Here is a 23,854-nt window from a genome sequence, read left to right as displayed (position 1 = left end):
CGGATCGCGCCTCTTCACTCCCAGCGCAAAACCGTCCGCCCCCGGACCATGGCAGCCGGGGGCGGACGGGGGTTCAGCGGCCGATCAGTGGCCGATCAGTGGCCGGTCAGGCGAAGGCCCAGGTGAAGATGTGCATCTGGCCCTCGTCCACCGGCGCGAAGGTGAGGCTCTTGACCTTCTTGGCCGGGTCCAGCGCGATCGGCTGGGAGGCGTACACGTAGGCGTTGATCGGGTGCAGCGCCCACGAGCCCCAGTACAGCCGGTACGGCGTGGTGGCCACGATCTCGTTGCCGAAGCTCGGCTGGTCCTGGTTCCAGTCGAGGATCCAGTCGCTGAAGCCGAGCGTGGCCGTGCTCGTCGTGCCGTCGGTGTAGGTGACCGTCACCTTGGACTGCGGGTCGCCCTGCGTGCCCGAGCCGAGGAAAGCGATCTTGGTCGCGCCGGCCGGGGCGGCCACCTCCAGCGGCTGGGTGCCGGGCCGGAGGTTGTCCCACTCGCCCTTCCTGCGGCTCGGCCAGGTGAAGCGGAAGTCCTTCCAGCTCACGGTCGCGCCCGGGGCGAGGCCCGCGTTCGCGAGCTGCTGGCCGGAGTAGCTGAAGCCGGTGCCGTCGAGGTTGGCCTCGCCCTGGCTGGTGTCGTCGCCGATGCCGGCGTTGTTGTGGTGCCACTCGGGGGTGCCGCGCCGGGCCACGTTCAGCCGTACGGACGCCTGCGTGTCGCCCACCGTGACCGGGACCGTCTGGAATCCGGTGCCGAGCGAGCCGGACACGGTGACGGTGAGCGCCACCCGGGCCTGGCCGCCGGCGGTGACGTTGAGCGTGCCGCTCGCCGGCGACACGGTGATCCCCGCGGGCGGCCTGGCCTGCCAGGCGACCGACGCGGCCGCGCCGAGGGAGCGCACCGCCAGCTCGGCCTTGAACGTCGCGCCCGGCTCCACCGGGCCGCTGCCCGGCGCCATCCCGGCCAGGTAGGCCCGCGAGCCCGTCCCGAACGAGGGCGGCGCGTCGGCCGCGGCGGCGCCGAACGACGTGCTCGCCGTGGTCCCCACGGTGACGTCGAGCTGCCCGCCCGCCGTCGCGAACGACTCCGGCAGCCACGCCTTCGTCGTCGCCGCGCCGTTGACCCGCAGCGCCCGCACGTAGCCGCCGGCCGCGCCGGGCGCGCTGACCACGATGTCGCCGGCCGGCCGGTCGATGGTGATCCGGTCGAACAGCGGCGTGCTGACGAACAGCTCCGCGCGGCCCGGGATCGCCGGGTACAGGCCGATCGCCGACCACACGTACCAGGAGCCCATCGCGCCGAGGTCGTCGTTGCCGACCAGCCCGTCCGGGCCCGGCCCGAACAGCTCCTTCTGCGCCCTGCGCACCACTTCCTGCGTCTTGTACGGCTTGCCCAGCCACGAGTACAGCCACGGCGAGCCCAGCCCCGGCTCGTTGCCCAGGTAGGAGTAGGGCTCGGCCGGGCCGGCGTTCAGCTCCTTGAAGTAGCCGTCGAGCCGGGCCTCCACCTTGGCCGCGCCGCCCATCGCGGTGAAGAGGCCGGCCGGGTTGTACGGCACCATCCAGTGGTACTGGGCGCCGTTGCCCTCCATGTAGACGTCCGGCGCGGCCGGGTCGAACGGCGCCTTGAACGAGCCGTCGCCCATGCGCGGCTGGATCCAGTCCTCGCCCGGGTTGTACATGCTCTGCCAGGCGGCCTGCGCCCGCTTCATGAACTCGCCGGCCGTCGCCCGGTCGCCGAGCCTGGTGGCGAGCTGGGCGATGCCGAAGTCGGCGGCGCCGTACTCGAGCGTCGCGGACGGGTCGACGGGGACGTAGCCCTTGCTCATGTAGGCGGCGTTGCCGGGTCGCTCGTCGTAGCCGAGCAGCGGGTGGCCGATGTCCATCGGGCCGACCCGGCGGGCGGCCTCCGCCATCGCCTTCAGCGCCGAGGAGTAGTCGAAGCCGCGGGCGCCGAAGGCGTACATGGTGGACAGGATCACGTGGTACGGGTCGCCCACCATGACGCCGGTGACGGCCGTCTGGTGCGACCAGCGGTCCCACACGTTGCCGAGCGCCATCGCGTTGTCGTACATGGACTGGGCGATGTCGCCGGCCACGTCGGGCGCGAGCAGGGCCAGGAGCTGGACCTCGCTGCGGTAGATGTCCCAGCCGGAGAAGGTCGCGTAGTGGTGCCGGCCCGCGGCGACCGTGCGCGGCTTGCCGTCCATGCCGGTGTAGGCGCCGTCCACGTCCTCGAACACGTACGGCTGCAGCAGCGCGTGGTAGAGGTTGCTGTAGAAGGTGCGCCGCTGCGCGTCGGTGCCGCCGCCGACCCGCACCTGGCCGAGCCGCTGGTCCCACACCGCCGCGGCCTCCGACCGCACCTGGTCCAGGCTCTTGGCGGCGATCTCGGCGGCCAGGTTCTTCGCCGCGCCGTCGATGCTCACGTACGACAGCCCGACCCGCATCTGCACCGGCCGCGCCGGGTCGAACTGCAGGTACGCCCCCGAGCCCGGCCCGTTGACGACCACGTCGTCCTGGGTGACCACGTCGCCCTGCACGCGCGCCTCGCCGGCGTTGGCGACGCTCTGCGTGCCGGGCCGCACCTCGTCGTCCTTCCAGGTGCCGTACGCCGTGACCGGCTGGTCGAAGACGGCGTGGAAGTACACCTTGTAGCGCATGGGCGGGCCGCAGAAGCCGCCCGTCTGCACCCAGCCCTGGACCGTGTTGCCGCTGATCCTGGTCTCGCCGTCGTCGACGCCGTTGATCGAGCCGCTGGTGTTGAGCAGCACCGTGCCGGGCTTGCCCTGCGGGAAGGTGAAACGGGCCACGCCGGCGCGCGTGCTGACCGACAGCTCCGTCTTGACGCCGGTGTCCAGCGTGCCGCTGTAGAAGCCGGGCGCGGCCCGCTCGTTGGCGTGGCTGAAGGTCTGGACGTAGTCCTCGCCGTGCGTGGCGGGCGAGCGGCCGATCGCGCCGGAGAACGGCATCACCGGGAAGTCCTGCGCCCCGGTGCAGCCCGGCCCCGAGATGTGCGTCATCGAGTAGCCGCGCAGCCGGTTGTCCTCCCACCGGTAGCCGCCGCCGGCGTCGGCCACCGTGTCGGGGCTCCACTGCATCATCCCGAACGGCAGCACCGCGCCGGGGAAGGTCATCCCGCCCCCGCCGCCGTGGCCGAAGTCGGTGGCGGCCTCCTTCGTACCGTGGAAGACGTTGACCAGCGCGGCCGGATCGCGCACCATGTCGACGTCCTGGGCGGCCAGGGTCGCCAGCCCTGGCGGGAACGCCGCGCCCGCGACGAGCGCGGCGACGACGGGTAAGGACCAAACAGACACGACAGCCCTCCAATGGGTGTGATCGAGGCCACGAAACCGGGGTGGCAGGCGGGGGTCAACGAGCAGAAACGACGGCCGGAAGCTGCCATTGGGGGCGGCCCGGATAGGGGTTGGCCGGCCGGCGCGCGGTTGCCACATTCGGGAGTACCCGTGTCAGCCGGCGTGAGGAAGTGCGATGACCATCGTGTCCCCGGTGCCCGTGAAGGACGTGACCGCCGAGAGCCCCGCAGACCCCGACCCGCGCGCCCCCTCATCGCGGCTGGCCCGGCTGCTCGACGCGGGCTCGGCCGTGCCGCTGCACCCCGCCGGCGAGGACGGCGACGACAGCGGCGTGCTGGCCGTCCACGGCACGGTCGGCGGCGCCCCCGTGGTCGCGTACTGCACCGACGCCCGCCGCATGGGCGGCGCGCTCGGCGCCGCCGGGGCCGCGCGCATCGTGGCCGGCATCGAGACGGCGGTGCGCGAGGGCTGCCCGGTGATCGGCCTGTGGCACTCCGGCGGCGCCCGCCTCGCCGACGGCGTGGAGTCCATGGACGGCGTGGGCCGCATGTTCGCCGCCATGACCTGGGCCTCCGGCGTCGTGCCGCAGCTGTCGGTCATCCTCGGCCCCGCGGCCGGCGCGGCCGCCTACGGCCCGGCCCTCACCGACCTCGTGATCATGGCGGAGGCGGGGCGCGTCTTCGTCACCGGCCCCGACATCGTGCGCAGCGTCACCGGCGAGAGCATCGACATGACCGGGCTCGGCGGGCCCGAGGCGCACGGCCGCAGGTCCGGCGTGGCGCACGTCCTGGCCGCCGGCGAGGACGACGCGCTGCTCCGCGCCCGCCGCCTGACCGGGCTGTTCACCCACCGCGGCGTGTCCGACCTGGCCGCGCTGGCCGAGCCGCGGGACCTGCGCGCCCTGCTGCCCGACTCGCCGCGCCGCGCCTACGACGTGCGCCCGCTGGTCCGCCGGCTGCTCGACGCCGACGGCTTCGAGGAGCTGCAGCCGCGCTGGGCCGCCAACATCCTGACCGGCCTCGGCCGGCTCGGCGGCCGCACGGTCGGCGTGCTCGCCAACAACCCGCTGCACAAGGGCGGCTGCCTCGACTCGTTGTCGGCGGAGAAGGCCGCCCGCTTCGTGCGCATGTGCGACTCGCACGGCGTCCCGCTCGTGGTGCTGGTGGACGTGCCCGGCTACCTGCCGGGCGTGGGCCAGGAATGGGGCGGCGTCGTGCGCCGGGGCGCCAAGCTGCTGCACGCCTTCGCCGAGTCGGTCGTGCCCCGCGTCACCCTCATCACCCGCAAGGCGTACGGCGGGGCGTACATCGCCATGAACTCCCGCTCGCTCGGCGCGACCACCACCTTCGCCTGGCCGGGCGCCGAGGTCGCGGTCATGGGCGCGGAGTCCGCCGTCGGGGTGCTGCACCGCAAGGCGCTGGCGGCGGCCCCCGAGGAGGAGCGCGAGGCGCTGCGCGCCCGGCTCGCCGAGGAGCACCGGCGGCTGGCCGGCGGCGTCGAGCGGGCCATGGCGATCGGCGTCGTGGACGAGGTCATCGCGCCGGAGACCTCGCGGCTGCGCGTCGCCGAGGCGCTGGCCCGCGCGCCGCGCGCCCGGGGACGCCACTCCAACATCCCCCTGTGACCCCCGCTGTGAACACCGATGGTCAGGAGGCGCATCATGTCCGAGATCAGAGTGGTCCTCGTCGGCGGCCCGTCGGGGCTGCCCGCCGAGCGGCGCGTGCAGAGCGTGCGCTCCGCGGGCGAGACGGTCAAGCTGCCGCTCGGCGCCGGCTACGAGCACTTCCGGCACCAGGGCGAGAGCACCACCCTCGACGGCGAGCAGGCGCTCGTCTACCGATGGGTGATGCACACCGCCATAGCCGAGTGAGGAGGGCGGGGTCCCCGCCCGGGGACCCCGGGACCTCATGACTGCTCGCCGACCAGCCTGGCCGGCAGGTCCGACCGGCGCGTGACGTTCAGCTTGCGGTACACCCGCGTGAGGTGCTGCTCCACCGTGCTGACCGTGATGTACAGCTTGGCGGAGATGTCGCGGTTGGAGTAGCCGTCGGCGGCCAGCGCCGCCACCCGCCGCTCGGCGTCGCTGAGGATCGGCTGCACGCCCGAGGCGTCGCCGTCGTGCTCGCCGTCCGGCGACAGCGCCTGGCTCAGCCCGTCGGCCGAGCACTCCACCGCCAGCGAGCGGGCCCGCCGGGTCAGCATGCCGGCCCGGCGGTACTCGCCGATCGTGTGGTAGGCCTCGATGAGGTCGAACAACGTGCGGGCCAGCTCGTAGCGGTCGCCGCCGGTCTGCAGCAGCTCGGCCGAACGGCGCAGCAGCATCACCCGGTGGCGGCTCTCGCCCGTGGCGGCCAGCACCCGCATCGCCATGCCGTGCACCCGCCGCGAACGCCGGTCGCTGCGCCGCAGCTGCTCCTCCAGCAGCAGCCGCGCCTGCTCGTGGTCGCCGAGCCGGACCAGCGCCTCGGCCGCGTCCACCCGCCAGGGGATGAACTCCGGCGCGTCCAGCCCCCACAGGCCCATCAGCTCGCCGCACAGCCGCAGGTCCCGCAGCGCCTGCTCGGCCTGGCCGGCCGTGAGCGTGTAACGCGCCTTGCCGTGCAGGTAGAGCAGGCCGAAGCGGGTCTCCAGCATGGCCTCGGGCACCGGCTGGGTGACGTACGGCAGGCACTCCTCGTGCCGCGACATGGCCGCCCCGGCCAGCAGCAGCGCCCCCAGCGGGCCGCCGACCGCGACGCCCCAGCTCCCCGGCGGGATGATCTCCAGGGCGCGGCGGGCGTCCCTGGCCGCCGCCGCGAGGTCGCCGGTGCGCAGCGCGATCTCGGCGCGGATCGCCGACAGCCGGGCCTGCCGGCTCGGGGCCTGGCGGGAGGCGGCCTCCTCGACGAAGGCGTCGCACCACGGCGCCGCCCGGTCGGGACGGCCGGAGTAGGTGAGCGTCAGCAGCGCGCTCTCCACCGTGTCCATGGACATCTCATCCAGCCGCGAGCCGCGCAGCACCCGCTCGGCGACCGCCGTCGTCTCCGGCCGCGGCGCCTCCGTCAGCGCCCTGACCAGCGCGTTCGCCGACTCGATGCGGCGGCTGACGCCGAGCGAGTGCGCCGCGCTGTTGCTCTCCTCCTGCCCCGCCTCCGGCAGGTGCGCCAGGAACGACGGGCACGCGCCGCGCAGCCAGGCCCGCGCCACGGCCAGCTCCGCCAGGCCCTCCCGGTCCAGGCCGCCCAGCTCCCGCAGGTGGTGCAGGACGTCCTTGGCGTCGGCCACGTGACCGTGCCACAGCAGCGCCTTGGCCAGCACCACCGCGTCGCCGCCGCCGAGGTGGCCCTTGTGCAGGGCCGCGGTCAGCTCGGCCAGGTGCCCGGCGGGGGTGCTCGGGTTGATCCGCCAGGCGGCGCGGACCAGCTTGGTGGCGATCCTGGCCCGCCGCCGCTCGTCGCCGCAGCCCTGCCAGGCCAGCTTCAAGTACTCGATCGCGGCCTCCACGCCGCCGTCGCGCAGCGCCTGGCCCGCCGCGTCCTCCAGCACCGACAGCGCCCACGGGTCGTCGGCGCATCCGGCCAGCAGCAGGTGCTCGGCCACCACCGCGACCGGGGCGCCCTCGTCGTGGGTCAGCTCGGCGGCCCGGCGGTGCAGGCCGGTGCGGTCGGTGGCGTCGAGCGCGGCCAGCACCGCGGCGCGCGCCCCCTCGTGCCGGAACCGGCCGCCGGCGAGCAGCCCGGCCCGGTTCAGCGCCTGCAGCGCCTGCGCGACGGCCGCCGGGCCGTGGCCCAGCAGCCGCGCCACGCCGTCGGGCTCGCCCAGCACCGCGAGGCCGCGGGCGGTCAGCAGCAGGTCGGGGTCGGTGCCGTGCAGGCAGGTCAGGACGGCCTCCGCGTACCGCTCGCCGGGCCCGCCGCCGGCCTGGAAGTCCTCCACCAGGGCGTCGACCAGGAGCCGGTTGCCGCCGCTCAGCTCATGGCACGCCGCCCCGAACCGGCCGGCCGCCTCCGGGCCGGCGCGCTCGGCCACCCGCCGCAGCACCGCCTCGGCGGTCAGGTGCGCGAGCCGGACCGGACGGCAGTGCGGCTGGCGCAGCAGGTCGGAGTGGAGCAGGGAACGCTGGTGGGCGGCGTGGTCGGGCGCGGCGAAGACCAGCATGATCTTGGCGTACTTGATCCGCCGCGCCAGGTAGGTCAGGCAGAGCTGGGAGGCGCGGTCGGCGTGGTGGGCGTCGTCCACGGCGATCAGCAGCGGGCAGCGCTCCGACAGCTCCAGCAGGATCGTGCAGAGCGCGTCCACGATCTGCACGTCCAGGTGGTCGAGGGTGTCGCCGGCCAGCTCGGCGCGAGCGCCCTCCTGCAGCAGGCCGAGCGTGACCGCGCGGTGCTGCTCCATCATCGGTGTGTTGTGCACGAGCTGCGAGAGCACGCCGAGCGGCAGGTCGCGCTCGGCGCGCGAGCCGGTCGCGACGAGGGGCAGCGCCCCGTGGTCGAAGGCCTGCTCGGTCAGCCCGTACAGCAGGTGGCTCTTGCCGGTCGCGATGGCGCCCGTGACGACCGCGATGCGGCCCCGGCCGGCGACCGCGTCGTCCAGGAGCTCGCGCAGGAGGGCCATCCCCTGCCGCTGGTTGTGCTCGGCCATGACGGCCCTCCTTGGTACGTCAGTAGGGAAGCGGGCGTCCCGCGGGGGTTCGCAGGTCCAGCCAGTGGGTGAGCCGGCGGGCGCGCCGCGGACGTTCCCGTACGGTCCTGATGCGGAGCATCGGGGTCTCCTTTCTGCCGGCGGCCGAGGGCCGGCCGCACGCTCATCGGCCCGCGGTCAGCCCGCCGCCGCCAGGCGCGGCCGGGGCGCGGGCCTCGGCTGCGGCCGGTCGCCGGGCACGGTGCCGGTCACGGTGCCGGTCACGGTGCCGGTCACGGTGCCGGTCACGGTGCCGGTCACGGTGCCGGCCGCGGCGCGGACGGCGGAGAAGGCGCAGGCGGCCACGTCGGAGCCGACCGCCGCCCCCCAGGCCACGTCCCGCTCGCCCGCGCCGGTGGCGCACTCGGCGTAGATCGCGATCTCGCCGGCCGAGCGGCGCGCGGGCCCGGCGGATGCGGCAGGCCCGGTGAACGCGGTGGGCGCGGTGGCGGCGTCGGCGACGTCCCCGACCGGCGTGGTCGTGTGCACCGCGACCACCTGGATGCCCCAGGGGCCGAGCACCGCGCCGAGCCCGCGCACGGCCGCCGCCCGCTCGTCGCCGCCGCGACCGCTCTCGCCGCCGGGACCGAAGTCCACGTGCAGGATGGCCCGGATGGGCTCCGCGCCCACCCGCAGCGGCCCGGACGGGTCGCCCTGGTAGAGGTAGCTCTCGCGGAACAGCGCGCCGATCCGCTCCGGCGACAGCTCGCCGCCCTCGGCGTCGGCGCGGGCCTGCACCCGGACGGCCAGGTCGGCCTGCAGGCCGCGCGGCAGGTCGAGCCCGTGCCAGGCGCTCATCACGTACGCCACGCCGCCCTTGCCCGACTGGCTGTTGACCCGCACGACCGCCTCGTAGGTGCGGCCCACGTCCTTGGGGTCGACCGGCAGGTACGGCATCGTCCACGGCAGCTCGCCCACCGGCGTCCCGGACGCGGCCGCCCGCCGCTCGCGCTCGTCGAAGCCCTTCTTGATGGCGTCCTGGTGGGAGCCGGAGAAGGCGGTGTAGACGAGGTCGCCGCCGTACGGGTGGCGCGGGTGCACCGGGAGCTGGTTGCACCGCTCGACCGTGTCGCGCACCGCGCCGAGGTCGGAGAAGTCGATGCCCGGGTCCACGCCCTGCACGTAGAGGTTCATGCCGAGCGTCACCAGGCACACGTTGCCCGCCCGCTCGCCGTTGCCGAACAGGCAGCCCTCGACGCGCTCGGCCCCGGCCAGCATCGCCAGCTCGGCCGAGGCCACCCCGGTGCCGCGGTCGTTGTGCGGGTGCACCGACAGGCAGACGTGCTCGCGGCGCGGCAGGTTGCGGTCCAGCCACTCGACCTGGTCGGCGAAGACGTTGGGGAGGGAGCGCTCGACCGTGGTGGGGAAGTTCAGGATGATGCCGCGGCCGGGCCCCGGCTGCCAGACGTCCATGACGGCCGCGCAGACCTCCAGCGTGAAGTCCAGCTCGGTCTCGTTGAACAGCTCGGGGGAGTACTGGTAGCCGAGGTCGCAGCCGGGCAGGGCGCGCTCGGCGTGCTCCATCATCACCTCGGTGGCGCGGACCGCCAGGTCGCGGCAGCCGTCCCGGCCGATGCCGAAGACGAGCCTGCGGAACAGCGGCGACGTGGCGTTGTAGATGTGGACCATCGCGCGCGGCGCGCCGCGCAGCGTGTCCAGGGTGGCCTTGATCAGGTCCTCGCGGGCCTGGGTGAGCACGGTGATGCGGACGTCGTCGGGGATGAGGTCGCGCTCGATGAGCAGCCGCACGAAGTCGCGGTCGTCCTGGCTGGCGACGGGGAAGCCGACCTCGATCTCCTTGTACCCCATGCCCACCAGCAGCTCGAACATCCGGAGCTTGCGTTCGGGGGACATCGGCCGGGCCAGCGACTGGTTGCCGTCGCGCAGATCGGTCGACAGCCAGCGCGGGGCGGCGCGGAGCCGCCGGGAGGGCCAGGCGCGGTCGGTCAGGTCGATCGGCCGGAATTCTGCGTAACGTTCGGCGCCGTGCATCTTCGGATTTCCTTTCCCTGAATGACCTCGTCGTCGGATGACGTGCATCGGCCGCCGAATTCCCCGCCGGCTGCGGCGGGGATTTTCACGAGCGCGACGCGCGGCGCGTCGGGGTGCGGAAACGCGAATCCGCCGTGGCTTTCACGGCGGCCGGGTCCGTCCCCGGTGGAAATCTGGCTGACACTGGCCGAAGCTATAGACGGCCAGGAGGCCGGACAAGACGGGGGGTCAGGAGTTCGGGCAGGATATCCGGGGTGAGCACCACGGGGGTATCGAAAGGAGTATGCCGGGTACCGCTTTCGGCTCCCGCCTCTTACCTTGATCCGGACGGCGGTTCACACTCCGCTCATGACGGCCATCCTTCGCGCTGCCGTGCTCTGCGTCGCCGAGGCGCGCCCGCTGGTGCTGGGGGTCTCCCTGCTCCGTTTCCTGACCGGGGTCGCCCTCGCCCTGCCCGTCGCCGCCGCCGCCCACCCGCTGGTGATCCTGCGGGGCGCGGCCGCCTGGGTCCTGTCCATCCTCGCCGTCTACCTCTTCAACGGCGTCACCGACGTCGTCGAGGACCGCATCAACGGCTCGCGCCGGCCGATCGCCCGCGGTGACCTCGACCCCGCCCACGCCATGGCCGCCGCCGCCGTCGCGGCCTGGCTGGCGCTGCTGGCCACCGTGGGACTGCCCGGCCCGATGCTGTGGGTGGTCGCCGCGAACCTCGTCCTCGGCTACCTCTACTCGGGTCCGCCGCTGCCGCTGAAGGGCAGCGCGGGCGGCACGATGGCGGTGCTGTGCCTGTCGGGCATGCTCGCCTACCTGGGCGGGTTCGTCGTCGCGACCGCCGGCGCGCACGCCAGCGTGCCGCCCGCGCTGATGGTCTTCGCCGCGGCGGCCATCTGCTGGATGGTGTTCGTCGGCGTGCCGGCCAAGGACCTGTCCGATATTCAGGGCGACGCGGCCGCCGGCCGGCGCACGCTCGGCGTGCGGGTGGGGGAGCGGCGCTCACGCCGGGTGATGGTCGTGGCGGCGCTGGTGCTCCTCGTCGTCTTCGCGCTGACGGTCGTGCTGCTGAGGGTGCCGCTCGTGGGCGTCTCCCTGGCGATGGCCGTGGGCGCGGCCGCTGTGACGGCGACCGGGGTCGGCGCTCCCGCGCCGGACGCGCCAGTGGGACGAAGTACGCGCCGGCGCTCTTACGGGGCGTTCATGGGGACGCAACACCTGGTTCACCTGACCGCGCTTGTGTGCCATATATGACCACAAATGTTGCGCCGTTGCTCAGGGCAGGGGATAGTTAGGGGCGTTCGAACACTCGTCCCGCGGCGGCGGAGGGGGGACATTGGGCTCGGTTCACGGGGCGGCGGCCGGCCCGGCGAGATTTGTCGAATTATGTCGTGACGAAATCCTCGCCGAGTTCGCGACCGTCCTCCAATCCGCCGGTAGCGTCGTTTTCGCAGATCAGCGGGCCAGGGAGCAGGCTCTCTCCACCGCAGGACATGTCCTGGACGACGTCGCGGCCACGCTACGTGCCGGGAAGGTTCTGGTAAGCGAACAGTACAAATTTCAAGCATGGGAAGTCGGCAATATCCGGGCCGCCGAAGGCGCTCATCCGAAGGCCTCACTTGAGGCGGGCTCACTTTTTTTCCGGTGCGCGCTGCGGCATATCGCCCGTCGAATAGCGGAGGAGTCCGACACCCCCGCCGAGCTGTTCGTCCTCGCCGTCTCCGGCATGGAGGAGAGCCTGTCGCGGCGCATCCGCGAGTCGGCCGAGAGCTACCACAGCTTCCTGCTCAACCAGGTCAACCGGGCCCAGGAGGAGGAGCGCCGGCGCATCGCCCGCGAGCTGCACGACCGCATCGGCCACGGCATCAGCGTCGCGCACCAGCAGCTCGCCCTGTCGGAGGCCTACCGGGTGGCCGACAGCGCCCGCGCCTCGGCCAAGATCAGCGTCGTGCAGCAGGCCATCCTGGAGACCATGGAGAACCTGCGCCAGCTCACCTCCGAGCTGCACCCCCAGACCCCGCTGCGCGGCCTGGAGAAGGCGCTCATGGGCTTCCTGGAGGCGGTCGAGGACGACGGCGTCAACGTCGCGCTCACCGTCAACGGCGACGAGTCCTGGGCCGCGCCGCGCGTGCTGGACGAGGCCTTCCTCATCGTGCGCGAGGCCGTGCGCAACGCGCTCAGCCACGGCGGCCCCGCGATGATCCTGGTCCGGGTCAACATCGCCCCCCACGAGCTGTTCGCCTCCGTCCAGGACAACGGGTGCGGCTTCGACCAGGCCGCCGTGCGCGGCCACGGCGGCGTCGGCCTGACCTCCATGCGCGAGCGCGCCGAGCTGCTCGGCGGCCGCGCCGTCGTCTCCAGCGAGCCGGGGCAGGGGTGCCTCGTCGAGCTGTTCATCCCCCTCGCGAGGCAGCCACGTGGTCCCGGCGACGTCTGAGGCGCCCATCTCCGTCGTCCTGGTCGACGACCACGCCCTGTTCCGCGAGGGGCTGCGGGAGATCCTGGAGTCCGACCGCGCGATCTCCATCGTGGGCGAGGCGGGCGACTCCGAGGGCGCGGTCTCCGAGGTGGCGCGCACCCAGGCCGACGTCGTGCTGCTGGACGTGGAGATCCCCGGCGACGAGGTCACCGAGACCGTCGCCCGCATGCGGACGTCCTCGCCGCAGACCCGGATCATCATCCTCAGCATGTACGACGGGCCCCAGCTCCTCAGCCGGCTGCTGGTCGCCGGCATCCGCGGCTACCTGCTCAAGAGCGTGCACCGGCACGAGCTGATCGCCGCCGTGCACAGCGTCCACGAGGACGCCTCCCGCGTCGTGCTGGCCGTCTCCACCAACAGCCTCGCCCACGTCGAGTCGCCGCGCGCCGGCGTGCTGTCGGACAAGGAGGTGGAGGTGCTGCAGCTCGCCGCCCAGGCGCTCAGCAACGTGCAGATCGCCCGCCGCCTGGGCGTCGCCGAGGCCACCGTGAAGCGGCACATGCGCAACATCTTCGTCAAGCTCAACGCGGTCTCCAGGATCGACGCCGTCAACAAGGCCGTGGCCGCGTCGCTGATCCAGCCTCACAGCAGGGTCGAGGGCGACTGAGCGTAGTGGCCGGCGGGCAGCCGCCCGGCCAGCGTGTCGAGGATGTGCGGCGGCAGCCGGACCGACGCGGCGGCCAGGTTCATCTCCAGGTGCACCTGGTCGCGGGTGCTCGGGACCGGCACGACGTGCTCGCCCTGGGAGAACAGCCAGCTCAGCGCGAGCCGCCCGGTGCCGAGGTCGAGCTGGGCGGCGACGTCCTCGAGCGCGCGGAGCCGCCGGTCGGCGAAGCGCCGGTGCTCGGGGCGGAAGCGCGGGTCGGCCTGCCGCCAGTCGGCGGGGGCCAGCCGGGCGTGCTGGCGCATGCGCCCGGTCAGGAAGCCCCGGCCGAGCGGGCGGGCGGCGACCACGGCGAGGTTCAGCTCGCGGGCGGTGTCGAGCAGGACGGGGGACGGCGGCGGCCCCCACAGGGAGAACTCGACGCCGACCGCGCACACCTCGTGCACCGCGTGCGCCCGCTTGATCTGCTCCGGCGTGCCGCCGGACAGGCCCAGGTGGCGGATCTTGCCGGCCTTCACCAGCTCCGACAGCCGGGCCATGCTGTCCTCCAGCGGCACCCGCTCGTCCTGGCAGTGCAGGTAGTACAGGTCGATGCAGTCGGCGCGCAGCCGCCGCAGCGAGGCGTCGCAGGAGGTCTCCAGGAAGTCGGGGTCGGCGTCGTAGACCACCGGCCCGGCCGGGCCGGGCGAGCGCACGCCGCCCCTGGTGCTGATCACCACCTCGCCCGCCCGGCCGGCGAGGGCGCGCCCGATGAGGCTCTCCACCGCGCCGCCGGCGTAGAAGTCGGCGGTGTCGACCAGCGTGACGCCGGCGTCGATCGCTCTGCGGACCAGCCGCGCGGCCTCGCCCTGGTCGACCTGGCCGTAGGCGCCGCCGAGGGCCAGCGAGCCGAGCCCGATGACGGAGACCACCGGCCCCGCGGGACCCAACCTCGTGTACCGCACGAAATCCCCTTCGCGCCGCGGGCTGTCCCTCAACAGGACCAGTCAGGTTCGAGCAAATTTACTGTCAACCAGCGACAGTGGTAAAGGGGTGTGCGGCGAATCACAGCAAACCCTTACGCGATGGTAGGACATCGAGGGACGGTTCCGACAAGAAGGTATGCGTTCCCGGCCCCTATGCGAACCCCTAATTTGTGGCGCGCGGCCCACAGAACTCCCGGATTGCTCTTTTCGCCAAATATCCGATTTGGTTACTGTGCCGGTGTTCCAAGCAGCCGAACGTGAGGGGGCCGGGGTGATCGAGGAGATCCTGCCCGCCACCGTCATGGCCTTCGACACCTTCACCGACCCGCCCGAGGCCGTCCTCTTCCCCGAGGAGGCCGAGCTGGTCCGGCGGGCCGCCGACAAGCGCCGCAGGGAGTTCACCACCGCGCGGCACTGCGTGCACCGGGCGCTGGAACGCCTCGGCGTGCCGCCGTCGCCGGTGCTGACCGGCGCGCACGGCGAGCCCGCCTGGCCGCCCGGCGTGGTCGGCAGCATCACCCACTGCGCCGGCTACCGCGCCGCCGCCGTGAGCGCAGCGCCCGGCGCCATCGGCATCGACGCCGAGCCCGAGGGGCCGCTGCCGCCGGGCGTGCTGGAGGCCGTCGCGGTCGCCGAGGAGTGCGAGCAGCTGCGCCGGCTGGCCGCCGAGCACCCCGGGACGAGCTGGGACCGCATCCTGTTCAGCGCCAAGGAGTCGGTGTACAAGGCGTGGTACCCGCTGGCCCGGCGCTGGCTCGACTTCCAGGACGCGGTGATCGACCTCGACCCCGTGCGCGGCACCTTCGAGGCCCGCCTCCTCGTCACCGGGCCCCGGTGGCAGGGGCGGCGGGTGAGCGGCTTCACCGGCCGCTGGATGGCCGGTCGCGGCCTGGTGCTGACCGCCATCGCCGTGACCGCCCCGCCCGGCGCCCGCCCCGCCACCCGCCCCGCCGCCTGACCCGCCTGACGCCAGGAAGGCCGACCGACCATGACGAGATTCGGGGTCGTGCTCATCGCCGAGCGCGCCACCAGGAAGCAGTGGCTCGACCGCTGCCGCCGCGCCGAGGCCCTCGGCTACGACGTGATCGCGGTGCCCGACCACCTCAACCTCCTGTCGCCCTTCCCCACCGCCGTGCTGGCCGCCGAGGCCACCGAGCGCCCCAGGATCGGCACGTACGTGCTCAACGCCAGCTTCCACCGCCCCGCCCTGTTCGCCAGGGACGTCACCACCACCGCCGGCCTCCTCGGCGACCGCTTCGAGCTGGGCCTCGGCACCGGCTACGTCGAGGCCGAGTTCACCGCCGCCGGCCTGCCGTTCGACCCGGCCACCCGGATCGCCCGCCTGGCCGGGCTGGCCCGCGCGGTGGAGACCCTGCCCGCCCGGCCGCCCCTCATGATCGGCGGCCACGGCGACCGGGTGCTGCGCCTGGCCGCCCGCCACGCCGACGTCGCCGGCTTCACCGGCGCCGCGCACCGCCCCGAGTACGGCCGCACCGCGCTCGTCACCGCCGCCGCGCTGCTGGAGCGGGTGGCGTACCTGCGGGCGGCGGCGGGCGCGCGGGCCGCGCGGATGGAGCTGAACGTGCTGTCCAAGGCCACCGTCCTGACCCGCGACCGGCGCGCCGGCGTGGAGAGCCTGCGCCGCTACGCCCCCGACCTCACCACCGACGAGCTGCTGGAGGTGCCCACCCTGTTCGCCGGCACCCCGGCGCAGATCGCCGAGCAGGTCCGCGCCGGCGAGGAGCGCTTCGGCTTCTCCTACGTCACCGTCATGGACGCGGCGATGGAGGACTTCGGCAAGGTCATCACGCTGCTGCGCTGATCGGCGCGCCCACCGCCGCGCTGGCGGGCCGCTGCGCCAGGGCGTGCAGGCAGGCGTTCAGCGTGCGGGCCTGCACGTTCAGGTAGTAGCTGTGCCGCAGCAGCTCGTCGAGCTGGTGCAGGGCGATCCAGCGGAAGGCCGGGTGGCCGGGCAGCGGGTCCTCCTCCACCTCGATCACCTGGTAGCGGTTGCGGGCGTGGAAGAAGCGCCCGCCCTCCTCCGACAGCACCGTGTCGAACCTGATCCGGCCGGCCGGTGCGCCCAGCACCTCGGCCAGCAGCGGCGGGCGGGCCGCGCGCGGCAGGACGTCGTAGTTGCCCGGCGTGCACTGCACGGTCGGCGCCAGCTCCACCACGTCGGTGTAGCCCGGCTCGACGCGGGCGTGCGCGAGGGCGTGCACCACGCCGCCGATGCGGCGCACCAGGAACGCGGCCACGCCCGTGCCGACCGGCGCGAGCATCGGCTGGCTCCAGGACGTCACCTCCCGGCCGCCGGCCTCCACCCGCACCCCCATCACCTCGAAGAAGCGGCCGCTCTCGTGCGCGATCCGGCCGTCGGCCCGCCGCCACTGCCGCACCTGGTTCAGCGGGACGGGACGGGCGTGCACGTCCACCGTGGACCGGATGCCGCTCAGCCAGCTCAGCAGCTCGGGCAGGCCGTGCCGGGCCCCGGCGCGCGGGTCGCGCGAACGGGCGACCGCCGCGCCGAAGCCGCCGCCGTCCCAGGCCCGCTCCGGCTCGCCGCCCAGCAGCGGCAGGCAGGCCAGCACCGTGCGGGCGTCCATGTTGACCAGGTCGGGCACCGACAGCAGCTCCCGCACCAGCCGCAGCGGCAGCCAGCGGAAGCCCTCGGCGGCCTCGACGTGGCCGTCCACCTCCACCACCATGTTGCGGTTGCGCTTGCGGTAGAACCACGCGCCCTGCTCCGACTGCCGCACGTCGGCCAGCACCCGGCCGCGCGGGCGGCGGAACAGCTCCAGGTAGGGCACCGCCCGCCCCTGGTGCAGCCGCGTGTAGTTGCTCCTGGTGGCCTGCACGGTGGGGGAGAGCTGCGCGCCCTCCGGGTTGCCCGGCTCGTTCTTGGCCTGCATGAGCAGCTCCGGCTCGCCGCCGCGCCGGCGCAGCAGGATGCCGAGGATGCCCGCCTCGGGCTGGTTGATGATGGGCTGGGTCCAGCCGGGCACCGCCCACCCGGGACGGCGCACGTCCAGGCCCTCGACGGTGAAGAAGCCGCCGCTGGCGTGGCGCAGGTCGCCCGTCGCCGGGTCGGCCCGCCAGCCCGCCAGCTCCTCCAGCGGCACCGGCGTGACCCGCATGGCCGTCAGCCCGGCGACCTCCCGCAGCCAGTCGTGAACGTCGATGATGACACACCCCTCACCAAGCGCCCGGTCGTTCGAGGTCCGATGCCGCCGAAGCTGTCACGGGCACGGCGGGGGTCTCAACCCCTGCCCGTCCCGGCCGCGCCCCCTGCCCGCCGGTTAGGGGTTCTTCGGCTGGGCCGGATCTTCGTAGCCTTCTAATGTGGACGCCATGACCGATCATCGGGAAGTGCGGGCCGGCGACCGTGACCGCGAGCGGGTGGCCGAGCTGTTACGGGTCGCCGTCGCGGAGGGGCGCATCACCCTGGAGGAGCTGCACGAGCGCATCGACCGCGCCTACACCGCCCGCACGCTGGGCGACCTGGACGAGGTCGTCGCCGACCTCCCGGTCCCCGGCGTCCCCGACCCCGCCCTGCCCGCCGCCCTGCCCGCCGCCCTGCCCGCCACGCCGCCCGCGGCCGTGTCCCCTGCCCTGCCCGCCGTCCCCCACGGCGACGTGCTGGAGCTGCACACCGTCAGCGGGCGGATCGAGCAGGCGGGACGCTGGACGGTCCCGGCGCGCCTGAGCGCCAGGGCGGGCCGGTGGGGCACGGTGCGCGTCGACTTCACCCGCGCCGACTGCCCCCACCGCGAGGTCGTGCTCGACGTCGAGATCACCTCCTGGTTCGGCGACATCGTCGTCCTGGTCCCGCGAGGCTGGCGGGTCCGCGACGAGGACGTCGTGCGCCGCTGGATGGGCGCCGTCCACAATCACCCGTCCGTGCCGCTCGCCCCCGACGGCGTGACCGTGCGCCTGACCGGCTACGTGCAGACCGGCGACGTCTGGGTGAGGTACCGCCGCCCACTGACCTGAGGAGGATCGCATGGCGTGCCGCATCTGTTCGGGCCGTCTCCACCCGTTCGCCGACTTCGGGAGCCAGCCGCTCTCCGACGCCTTCGCCGCCCCCGGCGGCCCGGCCGACCCGTTCGCCTTCGACCTCGCCGTCGGCGTGTGCGCGGACTGCTCCATGGTGCAGCTCCTTGAGGAGGTGCCGCGCGAGCGCATGTTCCACGCCGGCTACCCGTACCTGTCGTCCGGGTCGTCGGTCATGCGCGGGCACTTCGAGAGCCTGGCCAAGCGGCTGCTGGCCACCGAGCTGAGCGGGCCCGACCCGTTCGTGGTGGAGCTGGGCTGCAACGACGGCGCCATGTTGTCGGTCATCGCCGACGCCGGCGTGCGGCACCTGGGCGTCGAGCCGTCCGGCGGCGTCGCCGACGTGGCCGCGGCCAAGGGCGTACGGGTGCGCAAGGACTTCTTCGAGGCCGCCACCGCCGCCGCCGTCCTGGCCGCGGACGGGCCCGCCGACGTCGTCTACGCCGCCAACACGCTGTGCCACATCCCCTACCTCGACTCGATCATGGAAGGGCTCGACACGCTGCTGCGGCCCGGCGGCGTGTTCGTCTTCGAGGACCCGTACCTCGGCGACATCGTCGAGCGCGCCTCCTTCGACCAGATCTACGACGAGCACTTCTACTACTTCAGCGCCACCTCCGTCCGCGGCCTGGCCCACCGGCACGGCTTCGAGCTGGTCGACGTCGAACGGCTGCCCGTGCACGGCGGCGAGGTCCGCTACACCCTGGCCCGCCGGGGCGCCCGGACGCCCGCCCCCGCCGTCGCCGAGCTGCTCGCCGCCGAGCGGGCCGCCGCGCTGCACGACCCCGCGACCCTGCAGCGCTTCGCCGACCGCGTCGCCGCCACCCGCGAGCGCCTGGTCGCGCTCCTGACCGGCCTGCGCGAGCAGGGCGCCCGCGTCTACGGCTACGGCGCCACCGCCAAGAGCGCCACCGTGCTCAACTACTGCGGCATCGGCCCCGACCTGATCACGTTCGTCAGCGACACGACCCCCGCCAAGCAGGGCCGGCTGACGCCCGGCTCGCACATCCCGGTCCGCGACCCCGGCGCGTTCGCCGACCCCTACCCCGACTACGCGGTGCTGTTCGCGTGGAACCACGCCGAGGAGATCATGGCGAAGGAGACCGGCTTCGCCGCGGCCGGCGGCACCTGGATCCTGTACGTGCCCGAGGTCCACCTGGTGCGGGCCTGACCGATGGAGCACCGTGAGCTGGCCGTCGCCGGCGCCTACGCCTTCTTCCCCGAGGTCTTCGCCGACGAGCGGGGCGACTTCGCCTCGCCGTACCAGGAGCACGCGTTCCTGGCCGCGACCGGCCGGCGGCTGTTCCCCGTGGCGCAGGCCAGCAGGAGCGTGTCGCGGCGCGGGGTGGTGCGCGGCGTGCACTACACGCTGGTGCCGCCCGGCACCGCCAAGTACGTCTACTGCGCCGCCGGGCGGGCCCTCGACTTCGTGGTGGACCTGCGGGCGGGGTCGCCGACGTTCGGCCGGTGGGAGTCGCTGGAGCTCGATCCGCGCGGCGGCGCCGCCGTCTACCTGCCGCCCGGCGTCGGCCACGCCTTCGCCGCGCTGCAGGACGACACGGTGGTGTGCTACCTGCTGTCGGAGGAGTACCGCAAGGAGCACGAGCTGGCGCTGTCGGTCTTCGACCGCGAGCTCGGGCTGCGGCTGCCGCCGGGCCCGCCGGTGCTGTCGGAACGCGACCGGCGGGCCCCCACGCTGGCCGAGGCGGCGGCCCAGGGGCTGCTGCCCCGCTACGACGGCTGAGCGGCGAGCACGTCGCGCAGCGCCGCGATGACCTTGTCCTGCAGCCCCGCGGGCAGCGACGGGTACATCGGCAGCGAGAAGATCTCTCCCGCCAGGGCCTCGGTCACCGGCAGGCTGCCCGGGGCCAGGCCCAGGTGCGCGAAGCCGGACATCGTGTGCACCGGCCAGGGGTAGCTGATGTTGAGGTGGATGTCGTGGGCGCGCAGGGCCTCGATGATCTGGTCGCGGCGGGGGTGGCGCACCACGTACACGTAGTAGGCGTGCTCGTTGCCCGGCGCGGTGACGGGCAGCACGAGCCCGGTGCCGGCCAGGCCCTCGGCGTAGCGCTCGGCGACGGCCCGGCGGCCGGCGAGGTAGGCGTCCAGGCGGGTCAGCTTGCGCCGCAGGATCTCGGCCTGGACCTCGTCCAGGCGGGAGTTGTGGCCCGGCGTCTCCACCACGTAGTACGTCTGCTCCATGCCGTAGTAGCGCAGCCGGCGCAGCGCCCGGTCGGTGCCGTCGTCGCCGGTGACGACCGCGCCGCCGTCGCCGTACGCGCCGAGCACCTTCGTCGGGTAGAAGGAGAACGCCGCGGCGTGGCCCATCGAGCCGGCCGTGCGGCCGTGGTGGCGGGCGCCGTGCGCCTGCGCGCAGTCCTCCACGATCACCAGGCCGTACGCGGCGGCCAGCCGCTCCAGCGGCGCCATGTCCACGCACTGGCCGTACAGGTGGACCGGCAGCAGGCACCGCGTCCGCGGCGTGATCAGCGCCTCCACCTGGGAGACGTCCATCAGGTACGTCTCCGCGTCCACGTCCGCGAACACCGGCGTCGCGCCCACGGCGTCGATCGCCACCACGGTCGGCGCGGCGGTGTTGGACACCGTGATCACCTCGTCGCCGGGGCCGACCCCGAGCGCCTGCAGGGCCAGCTTGACGGCGTTGGTGCCGTTGTCCACGCCGGCGCAGTGGCGCACGCCGAGATAGGCGGCGAACTCCTCCTCGAAGCCGCGCACGCTCCGGCCGAGCACGAGCTGGCCGGAGCGGAAGACGGTCTCGACGGCGTCCAGAATGTCGGCGCGCTCTGAATCGTATTCCGGCAGATAGTCCCAGACACGGGTGGGCATCGTCGTCCTCCTAGAGACTCCGGCCCCAGTGAACGCCCTGCCGGCGCGCCCGGGAAACCCCTAGATACGGCCGCGTCGTTGAGGGGACCGGTAGGGGGTGACGCCCGGCGGCGGCGCTCATTACCGTGGCACTGGCACAGATCATGCGAATGAGCCGAAAGAATTCACATGACGGGGCATCACTTTTTTATGTGTTTTCCCGACCACGGCCATGTCATTCCGACGCTCGCCGTGGTCGCCGAATTGACGCGACGGGGAAACCGCGTCACCTATCTCACCGGGGCGAGCACGGCGGCCGCGGTCGCCGCGGCCGGGGCTGAGGTCGTCACCTACGACTCGCCGTACGAGCGGGTGCGCACCCGCGCCGCCGAGGACGACCCGCTCGCGCTGCTGTCGCTGCTGCTGGACGAGAGCGAGGCCATGCTCGCCGCCGCCACCGCCCTGCCGGAGCGGCCCGACGCCGTCGCCTACGACATCTCGACCCTGCACGCCGGCCGCATCCTGGCCAGGACCACCGGCCTGCCGGCGACGCAGCTCATCCCCATCTTCGCCTCCAACGCCCACTTCTCGGTCCTCGCCGCCACCTACGAGGGCGGGGACGCGGGCCGCCTGGACCGGGAGCTGCCCGGCTGGGTGGACGGCATGCTGGCCAGGATCGGGGCGCTCGCGCGGGCGTACGGCGTGGCCGACGACCCGGCCGCGCTGTGGTGGGAGGTCCAGGACTCCAACCTGGTCGCGCTGCCGCGCTCGTTCCAGTTCGCCGGGGAGACCTTCGACGAGCGGTTCACCTTCGTCGGGCCCTGCCTCGGGGAGCGGCGCTTCCTGGCGGAGTGGGCGCCGCCGGGCGACGGGCTGCCGGTCGCGCTGCTGTCGTTCGGCAGCGTCGGCACCACCCGGCCCGAGCTGCTGCGCACCTGCGCCCAGGCCCTCGCCGAGCTGCCCTGGCGGACCGTGGTCACGCTGCCCGGCGGCACCGACCCGGCCGTCCTCGGCCCGCTGCCGCCCACCGTCGAGCCGCGCCACGGGGTCTCGCACCTCAGCGTGCTGCGCCACGCGAGCGTGGCCGTCACCCACGGCGGCCTCGGCACCATCATGGAGGCGCTGCACCTGGCCTGCCCGCTGGTGGTCGTCCCGACCACCGCCATGGACCGGCCGGTCGCGCGCCGCGTCGCCGAGCTGGGCCTCGGCCGCGTGCTCGACCCCGGCCGGCTCACCGCCGCCCGGGTCGCCGAGCAGGTGGCCGCGGTCGCGGCCGCCACCCGGCCGCGCGGCGGGCCGCGGCGCGCCATGAGCGCCGAGATCCGCGCCTCCGGCGGCGCCGCCCGCGCCGCCGACGTGCTGGAACGCCTCCCGTCGTGGACGGCGGCGTGATGGCGGCGCCGGCGTCCGCGTTCGCCTTCCACGTGCTGGGGCCGCTCAAGGTCGTCAAGGACGGCGTCGAGCTGCCCATGAGCGCCAACCGCGAGCTGGTCATCCTGGCCAGCCTCCTGCTCAACGCCAACCGCGTGATGAGCGTCGAACGCCTCATCGAGGCCGTGTGGGCCGGGTCCGCGCCGCCGAGCGCGTGGCGGCAGGTCGCCATCTGCGTCTCCCGGCTGCGCCGCACCCTCGGGGCCGGGCTGATCGAGACCTCCAGCCCCGGCTACCTGCTGCGGGCCACGCCCGGCAGCATCGACTGGCTGCGCTTCACCTCCATGGTGTCGCGCGCCCGCGCGCTGGCCGGCGGCGGGCAGGCCGAGCCGGCCGTGCTGCTGCTGCGCGAGGCGCTGGCGTTGTGGCAGGGGCGGCCGTTCGAGGACATCAGGGGGCTGCGCTACGACGCGGCCCGCATGGAGGAGTCGCGGCTGGAGGCGCTGGAGACCTGCCTGGAGCTGGAGATCGGGCTCGGCCGTCACCACCAGGTCATCCCCGAGCTGCTGGCGCTGGTGGCGGAGTGGCCGCTGCGCGAGCGGGTGCGGGCGCAGCTCATGCTGGCCCAGTACCGGGCGGGGCGGCGGGCCGAGGCGCTGCGCACGTACCAGGAGACGCGCCGCTACCTGCTGGAGCAGATCGGCCTGGAGCCCGGGCCCGCGCTGCGGCGGCTGCACGAGCAGATCCTGCGCGACGAGTCCCACCTGATGCGCCCGCCGGCCGCCGTGCCGAGCGCGGCCGGGGTGGTGCCGTGCCAGCTCCCGCCGCAGGTCCTGCCGTTCGTGGGGCGGGCGCGCGAGCTCGCCGCCCTGGACGCCGCCCTGCTCGGCGACGACCGGAGCGCCCCCTTCATGATCATCAGCGGCCCGTCCGGGGTCGGCAAGACCAGCCTGGCCCTGCACTGGGCGCACGCCCGCATCGACGCCTTCCCCGACGGCCAGCTCCACGCCGACATGGCGGGGGCCGCCGGACCGGACGCCGTGCTCGACCGCTTCCTGCGCGCGCTCGGCGTGCCCGCCCCCGACCTGCCCGCCGACCCGGAGGAGAAGCTCGCGCTCTACCGGAGCTGCACCGCCTCCCGGCGGCTGCTCGTGGTGCTGGACGGCGCGGAGGACGGCGACCAGGTGCTGCCGCTGCTGCCGGGTGGCGCGCGCTGCCGCGTCGTCGTCACCGCCGCCGACCCCCTGGACGACCTGGTGGCCCGGCAGGGGGCGCACCGGGCGTTCCTGCGGCCGCTGCCCGAGGAGGCGGCGCGGGAGCTGGCCGGGCTGCTGGTCGGCGCGTCGGCGCACGGGGACGAGGCGGTACGCGACCTGGTGACCGCCTCCTGCGGGAACCCGCTCTCCCTGCGGCTCGCCGCCGCCCGCCTCCACTCCCGGCCCCCGGCCGCCTGACCCCGGGGTGAACGCCCGGGTGCGCACCGGCGAGACAGTTGTGTCGGCAGGGCGCGGTTGAACCGAGAATTGCGGGCATTCGCGGCTTTGTCCCACCCCCTCTTTACCGCGATTCGTCGGGAAAAGAGCGTTATAGCGGCCCAT

At 74.1% G+C, this 23,854-nt stretch carries 18 protein-coding genes; 12 read left to right on the top strand and 6 right to left on the bottom strand.

All coding sequences use genetic code 11. The annotated features are described in order from the left end of the window. Nucleotides 1–106: 106 nt before the first annotated feature. On the bottom strand, nucleotides 107–3,316 hold the full coding sequence (locus MF672_RS21050) for a GH92 family glycosyl hydrolase (RefSeq protein ID WP_242383053.1): 3,210 nt from the start codon (nucleotides 3,314–3,316) through the stop codon (nucleotides 107–109). A gap of 175 nt (nucleotides 3,317–3,491) precedes the next feature. On the opposite strand from MF672_RS21050, the gene MF672_RS21045 reads away from it, so the two are divergent. Next, nucleotides 3,492–4,940, top strand: coding sequence for an acyl-CoA carboxylase subunit beta (locus tag MF672_RS21045; protein WP_242383052.1), 1,449 nt, complete (start codon nucleotides 3,492–3,494; stop codon nucleotides 4,938–4,940). Nucleotides 4,941–4,976: 36 nt separating this feature from the next. Beyond that, nucleotides 4,977–5,186 carry a DUF5988 family protein gene (locus MF672_RS21040; RefSeq protein WP_242383050.1) on the top strand — a complete coding sequence of 70 codons (210 nt, stop codon included), beginning with the start codon at nucleotides 4,977–4,979 and terminating at the stop codon, nucleotides 5,184–5,186. Nucleotides 5,187–5,221: 35 nt separating this feature from the next. Here the strand turns inward: MF672_RS21040 and MF672_RS21035 are convergent, their stop codons facing one another. Further along, nucleotides 5,222–7,936 (bottom strand): helix-turn-helix transcriptional regulator, encoded by a 2,715-nt coding sequence (locus tag MF672_RS21035; protein ID WP_242383049.1) that lies wholly within the window; start codon nucleotides 7,934–7,936, stop codon nucleotides 5,222–5,224. Between the two features lie 177 nt (nucleotides 7,937–8,113). Further along, entirely contained in the window at nucleotides 8,114–9,967 is a 1,854-nt protein-coding gene (locus tag MF672_RS21030; RefSeq protein ID WP_247815354.1) for a 2-isopropylmalate synthase, read from the bottom strand. A 348-nt stretch (nucleotides 9,968–10,315) separates the two neighbouring features. On the opposite strand from MF672_RS21030, the gene MF672_RS21025 reads away from it, so the two are divergent. From MF672_RS21025 to MF672_RS21015, 3 genes are all read left to right on the top strand, one after another. Continuing rightward, nucleotides 10,316–11,212, top strand: a complete 897-nt coding sequence (locus MF672_RS21025; protein WP_242381498.1) for a UbiA family prenyltransferase — start codon at nucleotides 10,316–10,318, stop codon at nucleotides 11,210–11,212. Between the two features lie 472 nt (nucleotides 11,213–11,684). Continuing rightward, entirely contained in the window at nucleotides 11,685–12,395 is a 711-nt protein-coding gene (locus tag MF672_RS21020) for a sensor histidine kinase (RefSeq protein WP_242381499.1), read from the top strand. Then, a complete protein-coding gene (locus tag MF672_RS21015; protein ID WP_242381500.1) occupies nucleotides 12,376–13,044 on the top strand; it encodes a response regulator in 669 nt (222 codons plus the stop codon). Before MF672_RS21020 ends, MF672_RS21015 begins: the two co-directional genes overlap by 20 nt. Here MF672_RS21015 and MF672_RS21010 read toward each other — a convergent pair. Continuing rightward, complete coding sequence (locus MF672_RS21010) at nucleotides 13,020–13,985, bottom strand: aldo/keto reductase (RefSeq protein WP_242381501.1); 966 nt, start codon at nucleotides 13,983–13,985, stop codon at nucleotides 13,020–13,022. The two genes, MF672_RS21015 and MF672_RS21010, sit on opposite strands and share 25 nt — an antisense overlap. Nucleotides 13,986–14,277: 292 nt before the next feature. Between MF672_RS21010 and MF672_RS21005 the strand changes: the two genes are divergently transcribed. Together MF672_RS21005 and MF672_RS21000 are read left to right on the top strand one after the other, a co-directional pair. Further along, the gene (locus MF672_RS21005; RefSeq protein WP_242381502.1) at nucleotides 14,278–14,964 is read left to right on the top strand and encodes a 4'-phosphopantetheinyl transferase family protein; all 687 of its coding nucleotides are present in this window, start codon (nucleotides 14,278–14,280) and stop codon (nucleotides 14,962–14,964) included. A 30-nt stretch (nucleotides 14,965–14,994) separates the two neighbouring features. Next, nucleotides 14,995–15,828, top strand: coding sequence for a TIGR03621 family F420-dependent LLM class oxidoreductase (locus MF672_RS21000; RefSeq protein WP_242381503.1), 834 nt, complete (start codon nucleotides 14,995–14,997; stop codon nucleotides 15,826–15,828). Here the strand turns inward: MF672_RS21000 and MF672_RS20995 are convergent. After that, the gene (locus MF672_RS20995; protein WP_302893300.1) at nucleotides 15,812–17,188 is read right to left on the bottom strand and encodes an NDP-hexose 2,3-dehydratase family protein; all 1,377 of its coding nucleotides are present in this window, start codon (nucleotides 17,186–17,188) and stop codon (nucleotides 15,812–15,814) included. The two genes, MF672_RS21000 and MF672_RS20995, sit on opposite strands and share 17 nt — an antisense overlap. 169 nt (nucleotides 17,189–17,357) lie before the next feature. Here MF672_RS20995 and MF672_RS20990 point away from each other — a divergent pair, with 169 nt between their 5' ends. From MF672_RS20990 to MF672_RS20980, 3 genes are read left to right on the top strand one after another with little or no spacing between them, the layout of a single operon-like run. Continuing rightward, on the top strand, nucleotides 17,358–17,999 hold the full coding sequence (locus tag MF672_RS20990; RefSeq protein ID WP_242381505.1) for a DUF1707 SHOCT-like domain-containing protein: 642 nt from the start codon (nucleotides 17,358–17,360) through the stop codon (nucleotides 17,997–17,999). A 10-nt stretch (nucleotides 18,000–18,009) separates the two neighbouring features. Continuing rightward, nucleotides 18,010–19,230: a class I SAM-dependent methyltransferase gene (locus MF672_RS20985; RefSeq protein ID WP_242381506.1), complete on the top strand. Its 1,221-nt coding sequence runs from the start codon at nucleotides 18,010–18,012 to the stop codon at nucleotides 19,228–19,230. 3 nt (nucleotides 19,231–19,233) lie between these two features. Beyond that, nucleotides 19,234–19,803, top strand: a complete 570-nt coding sequence (locus MF672_RS20980) for a dTDP-4-dehydrorhamnose 3,5-epimerase family protein (RefSeq protein ID WP_242381507.1) — start codon at nucleotides 19,234–19,236, stop codon at nucleotides 19,801–19,803. On the opposite strand, the gene MF672_RS20975 is transcribed toward MF672_RS20980, so the two are convergent. After that, a complete protein-coding gene (locus tag MF672_RS20975) occupies nucleotides 19,791–20,906 on the bottom strand; it encodes a DegT/DnrJ/EryC1/StrS family aminotransferase (protein WP_242381508.1) in 1,116 nt (371 codons plus the stop codon). The two genes, MF672_RS20980 and MF672_RS20975, sit on opposite strands and share 13 nt — an antisense overlap. 168 nt (nucleotides 20,907–21,074) lie before the next feature. Here MF672_RS20975 and MF672_RS20970 point away from each other — a divergent pair, with 168 nt between their 5' ends. After that, on the top strand, nucleotides 21,075–22,277 hold the full coding sequence (locus MF672_RS20970; protein ID WP_308210508.1) for a macrolide family glycosyltransferase: 1,203 nt from the start codon (nucleotides 21,075–21,077) through the stop codon (nucleotides 22,275–22,277). Next, nucleotides 22,262–23,710: an AfsR/SARP family transcriptional regulator gene (locus MF672_RS20965; RefSeq protein WP_242381510.1), complete on the top strand. Its 1,449-nt coding sequence runs from the start codon at nucleotides 22,262–22,264 to the stop codon at nucleotides 23,708–23,710. The genes MF672_RS20970 and MF672_RS20965 overlap by 16 nt, the downstream gene beginning before the upstream one ends. The last annotated feature ends 144 nt before the right edge of the window (nucleotides 23,711–23,854 follow it).

Origin of the sequence: Actinomadura luzonensis (assembly GCF_022664455.2) — a bacterium.
GTDB lineage: Bacteria > Actinomycetota > Actinomycetes > Streptosporangiales > Streptosporangiaceae > Nonomuraea > Nonomuraea luzonensis.
This window is presented reverse-complemented; position numbering and strand designations above follow the sequence as displayed.

Excerpts from the sequence above, each read along its gene's own strand:
- MF672_RS21030 (WP_247815354.1), bottom strand. The coding sequence starts at position 9,967 with ATGCACGGCGCCGAACGTTACGCAGAATTCCGGCCGATCGACCTGACC.
- MF672_RS21040 (WP_242383050.1), top strand. The coding sequence starts at position 4,977 with ATGTCCGAGATCAGAGTGGTCCTCGTCGGCGGCCCGTCGGGGCTGCCC.
- MF672_RS21025 (WP_242381498.1), top strand. The coding sequence starts at position 10,316 with ATGACGGCCATCCTTCGCGCTGCCGTGCTCTGCGTCGCCGAGGCGCGC.
- MF672_RS20980 (WP_242381507.1), top strand. The coding sequence starts at position 19,234 with ATGGAGCACCGTGAGCTGGCCGTCGCCGGCGCCTACGCCTTCTTCCCC.
- MF672_RS21045 (WP_242383052.1), top strand. The coding sequence starts at position 3,492 with ATGACCATCGTGTCCCCGGTGCCCGTGAAGGACGTGACCGCCGAGAGC.
- MF672_RS20970 (WP_308210508.1), top strand. The coding sequence starts at position 21,075 with ATGACGGGGCATCACTTTTTTATGTGTTTTCCCGACCACGGCCATGTC.
- MF672_RS21000 (WP_242381503.1), top strand. The coding sequence starts at position 14,995 with ATGACGAGATTCGGGGTCGTGCTCATCGCCGAGCGCGCCACCAGGAAG.
- MF672_RS21020 (WP_242381499.1), top strand. The coding sequence starts at position 11,685 with ATGGAGGAGAGCCTGTCGCGGCGCATCCGCGAGTCGGCCGAGAGCTAC.
- MF672_RS21035 (WP_242383049.1), bottom strand. The coding sequence starts at position 7,936 with ATGGCCGAGCACAACCAGCGGCAGGGGATGGCCCTCCTGCGCGAGCTC.
- MF672_RS20985 (WP_242381506.1), top strand. The coding sequence starts at position 18,010 with ATGGCGTGCCGCATCTGTTCGGGCCGTCTCCACCCGTTCGCCGACTTC.
- MF672_RS20990 (WP_242381505.1), top strand. The coding sequence starts at position 17,358 with ATGACCGATCATCGGGAAGTGCGGGCCGGCGACCGTGACCGCGAGCGG.
- MF672_RS20975 (WP_242381508.1), bottom strand. The coding sequence starts at position 20,906 with ATGCCCACCCGTGTCTGGGACTATCTGCCGGAATACGATTCAGAGCGC.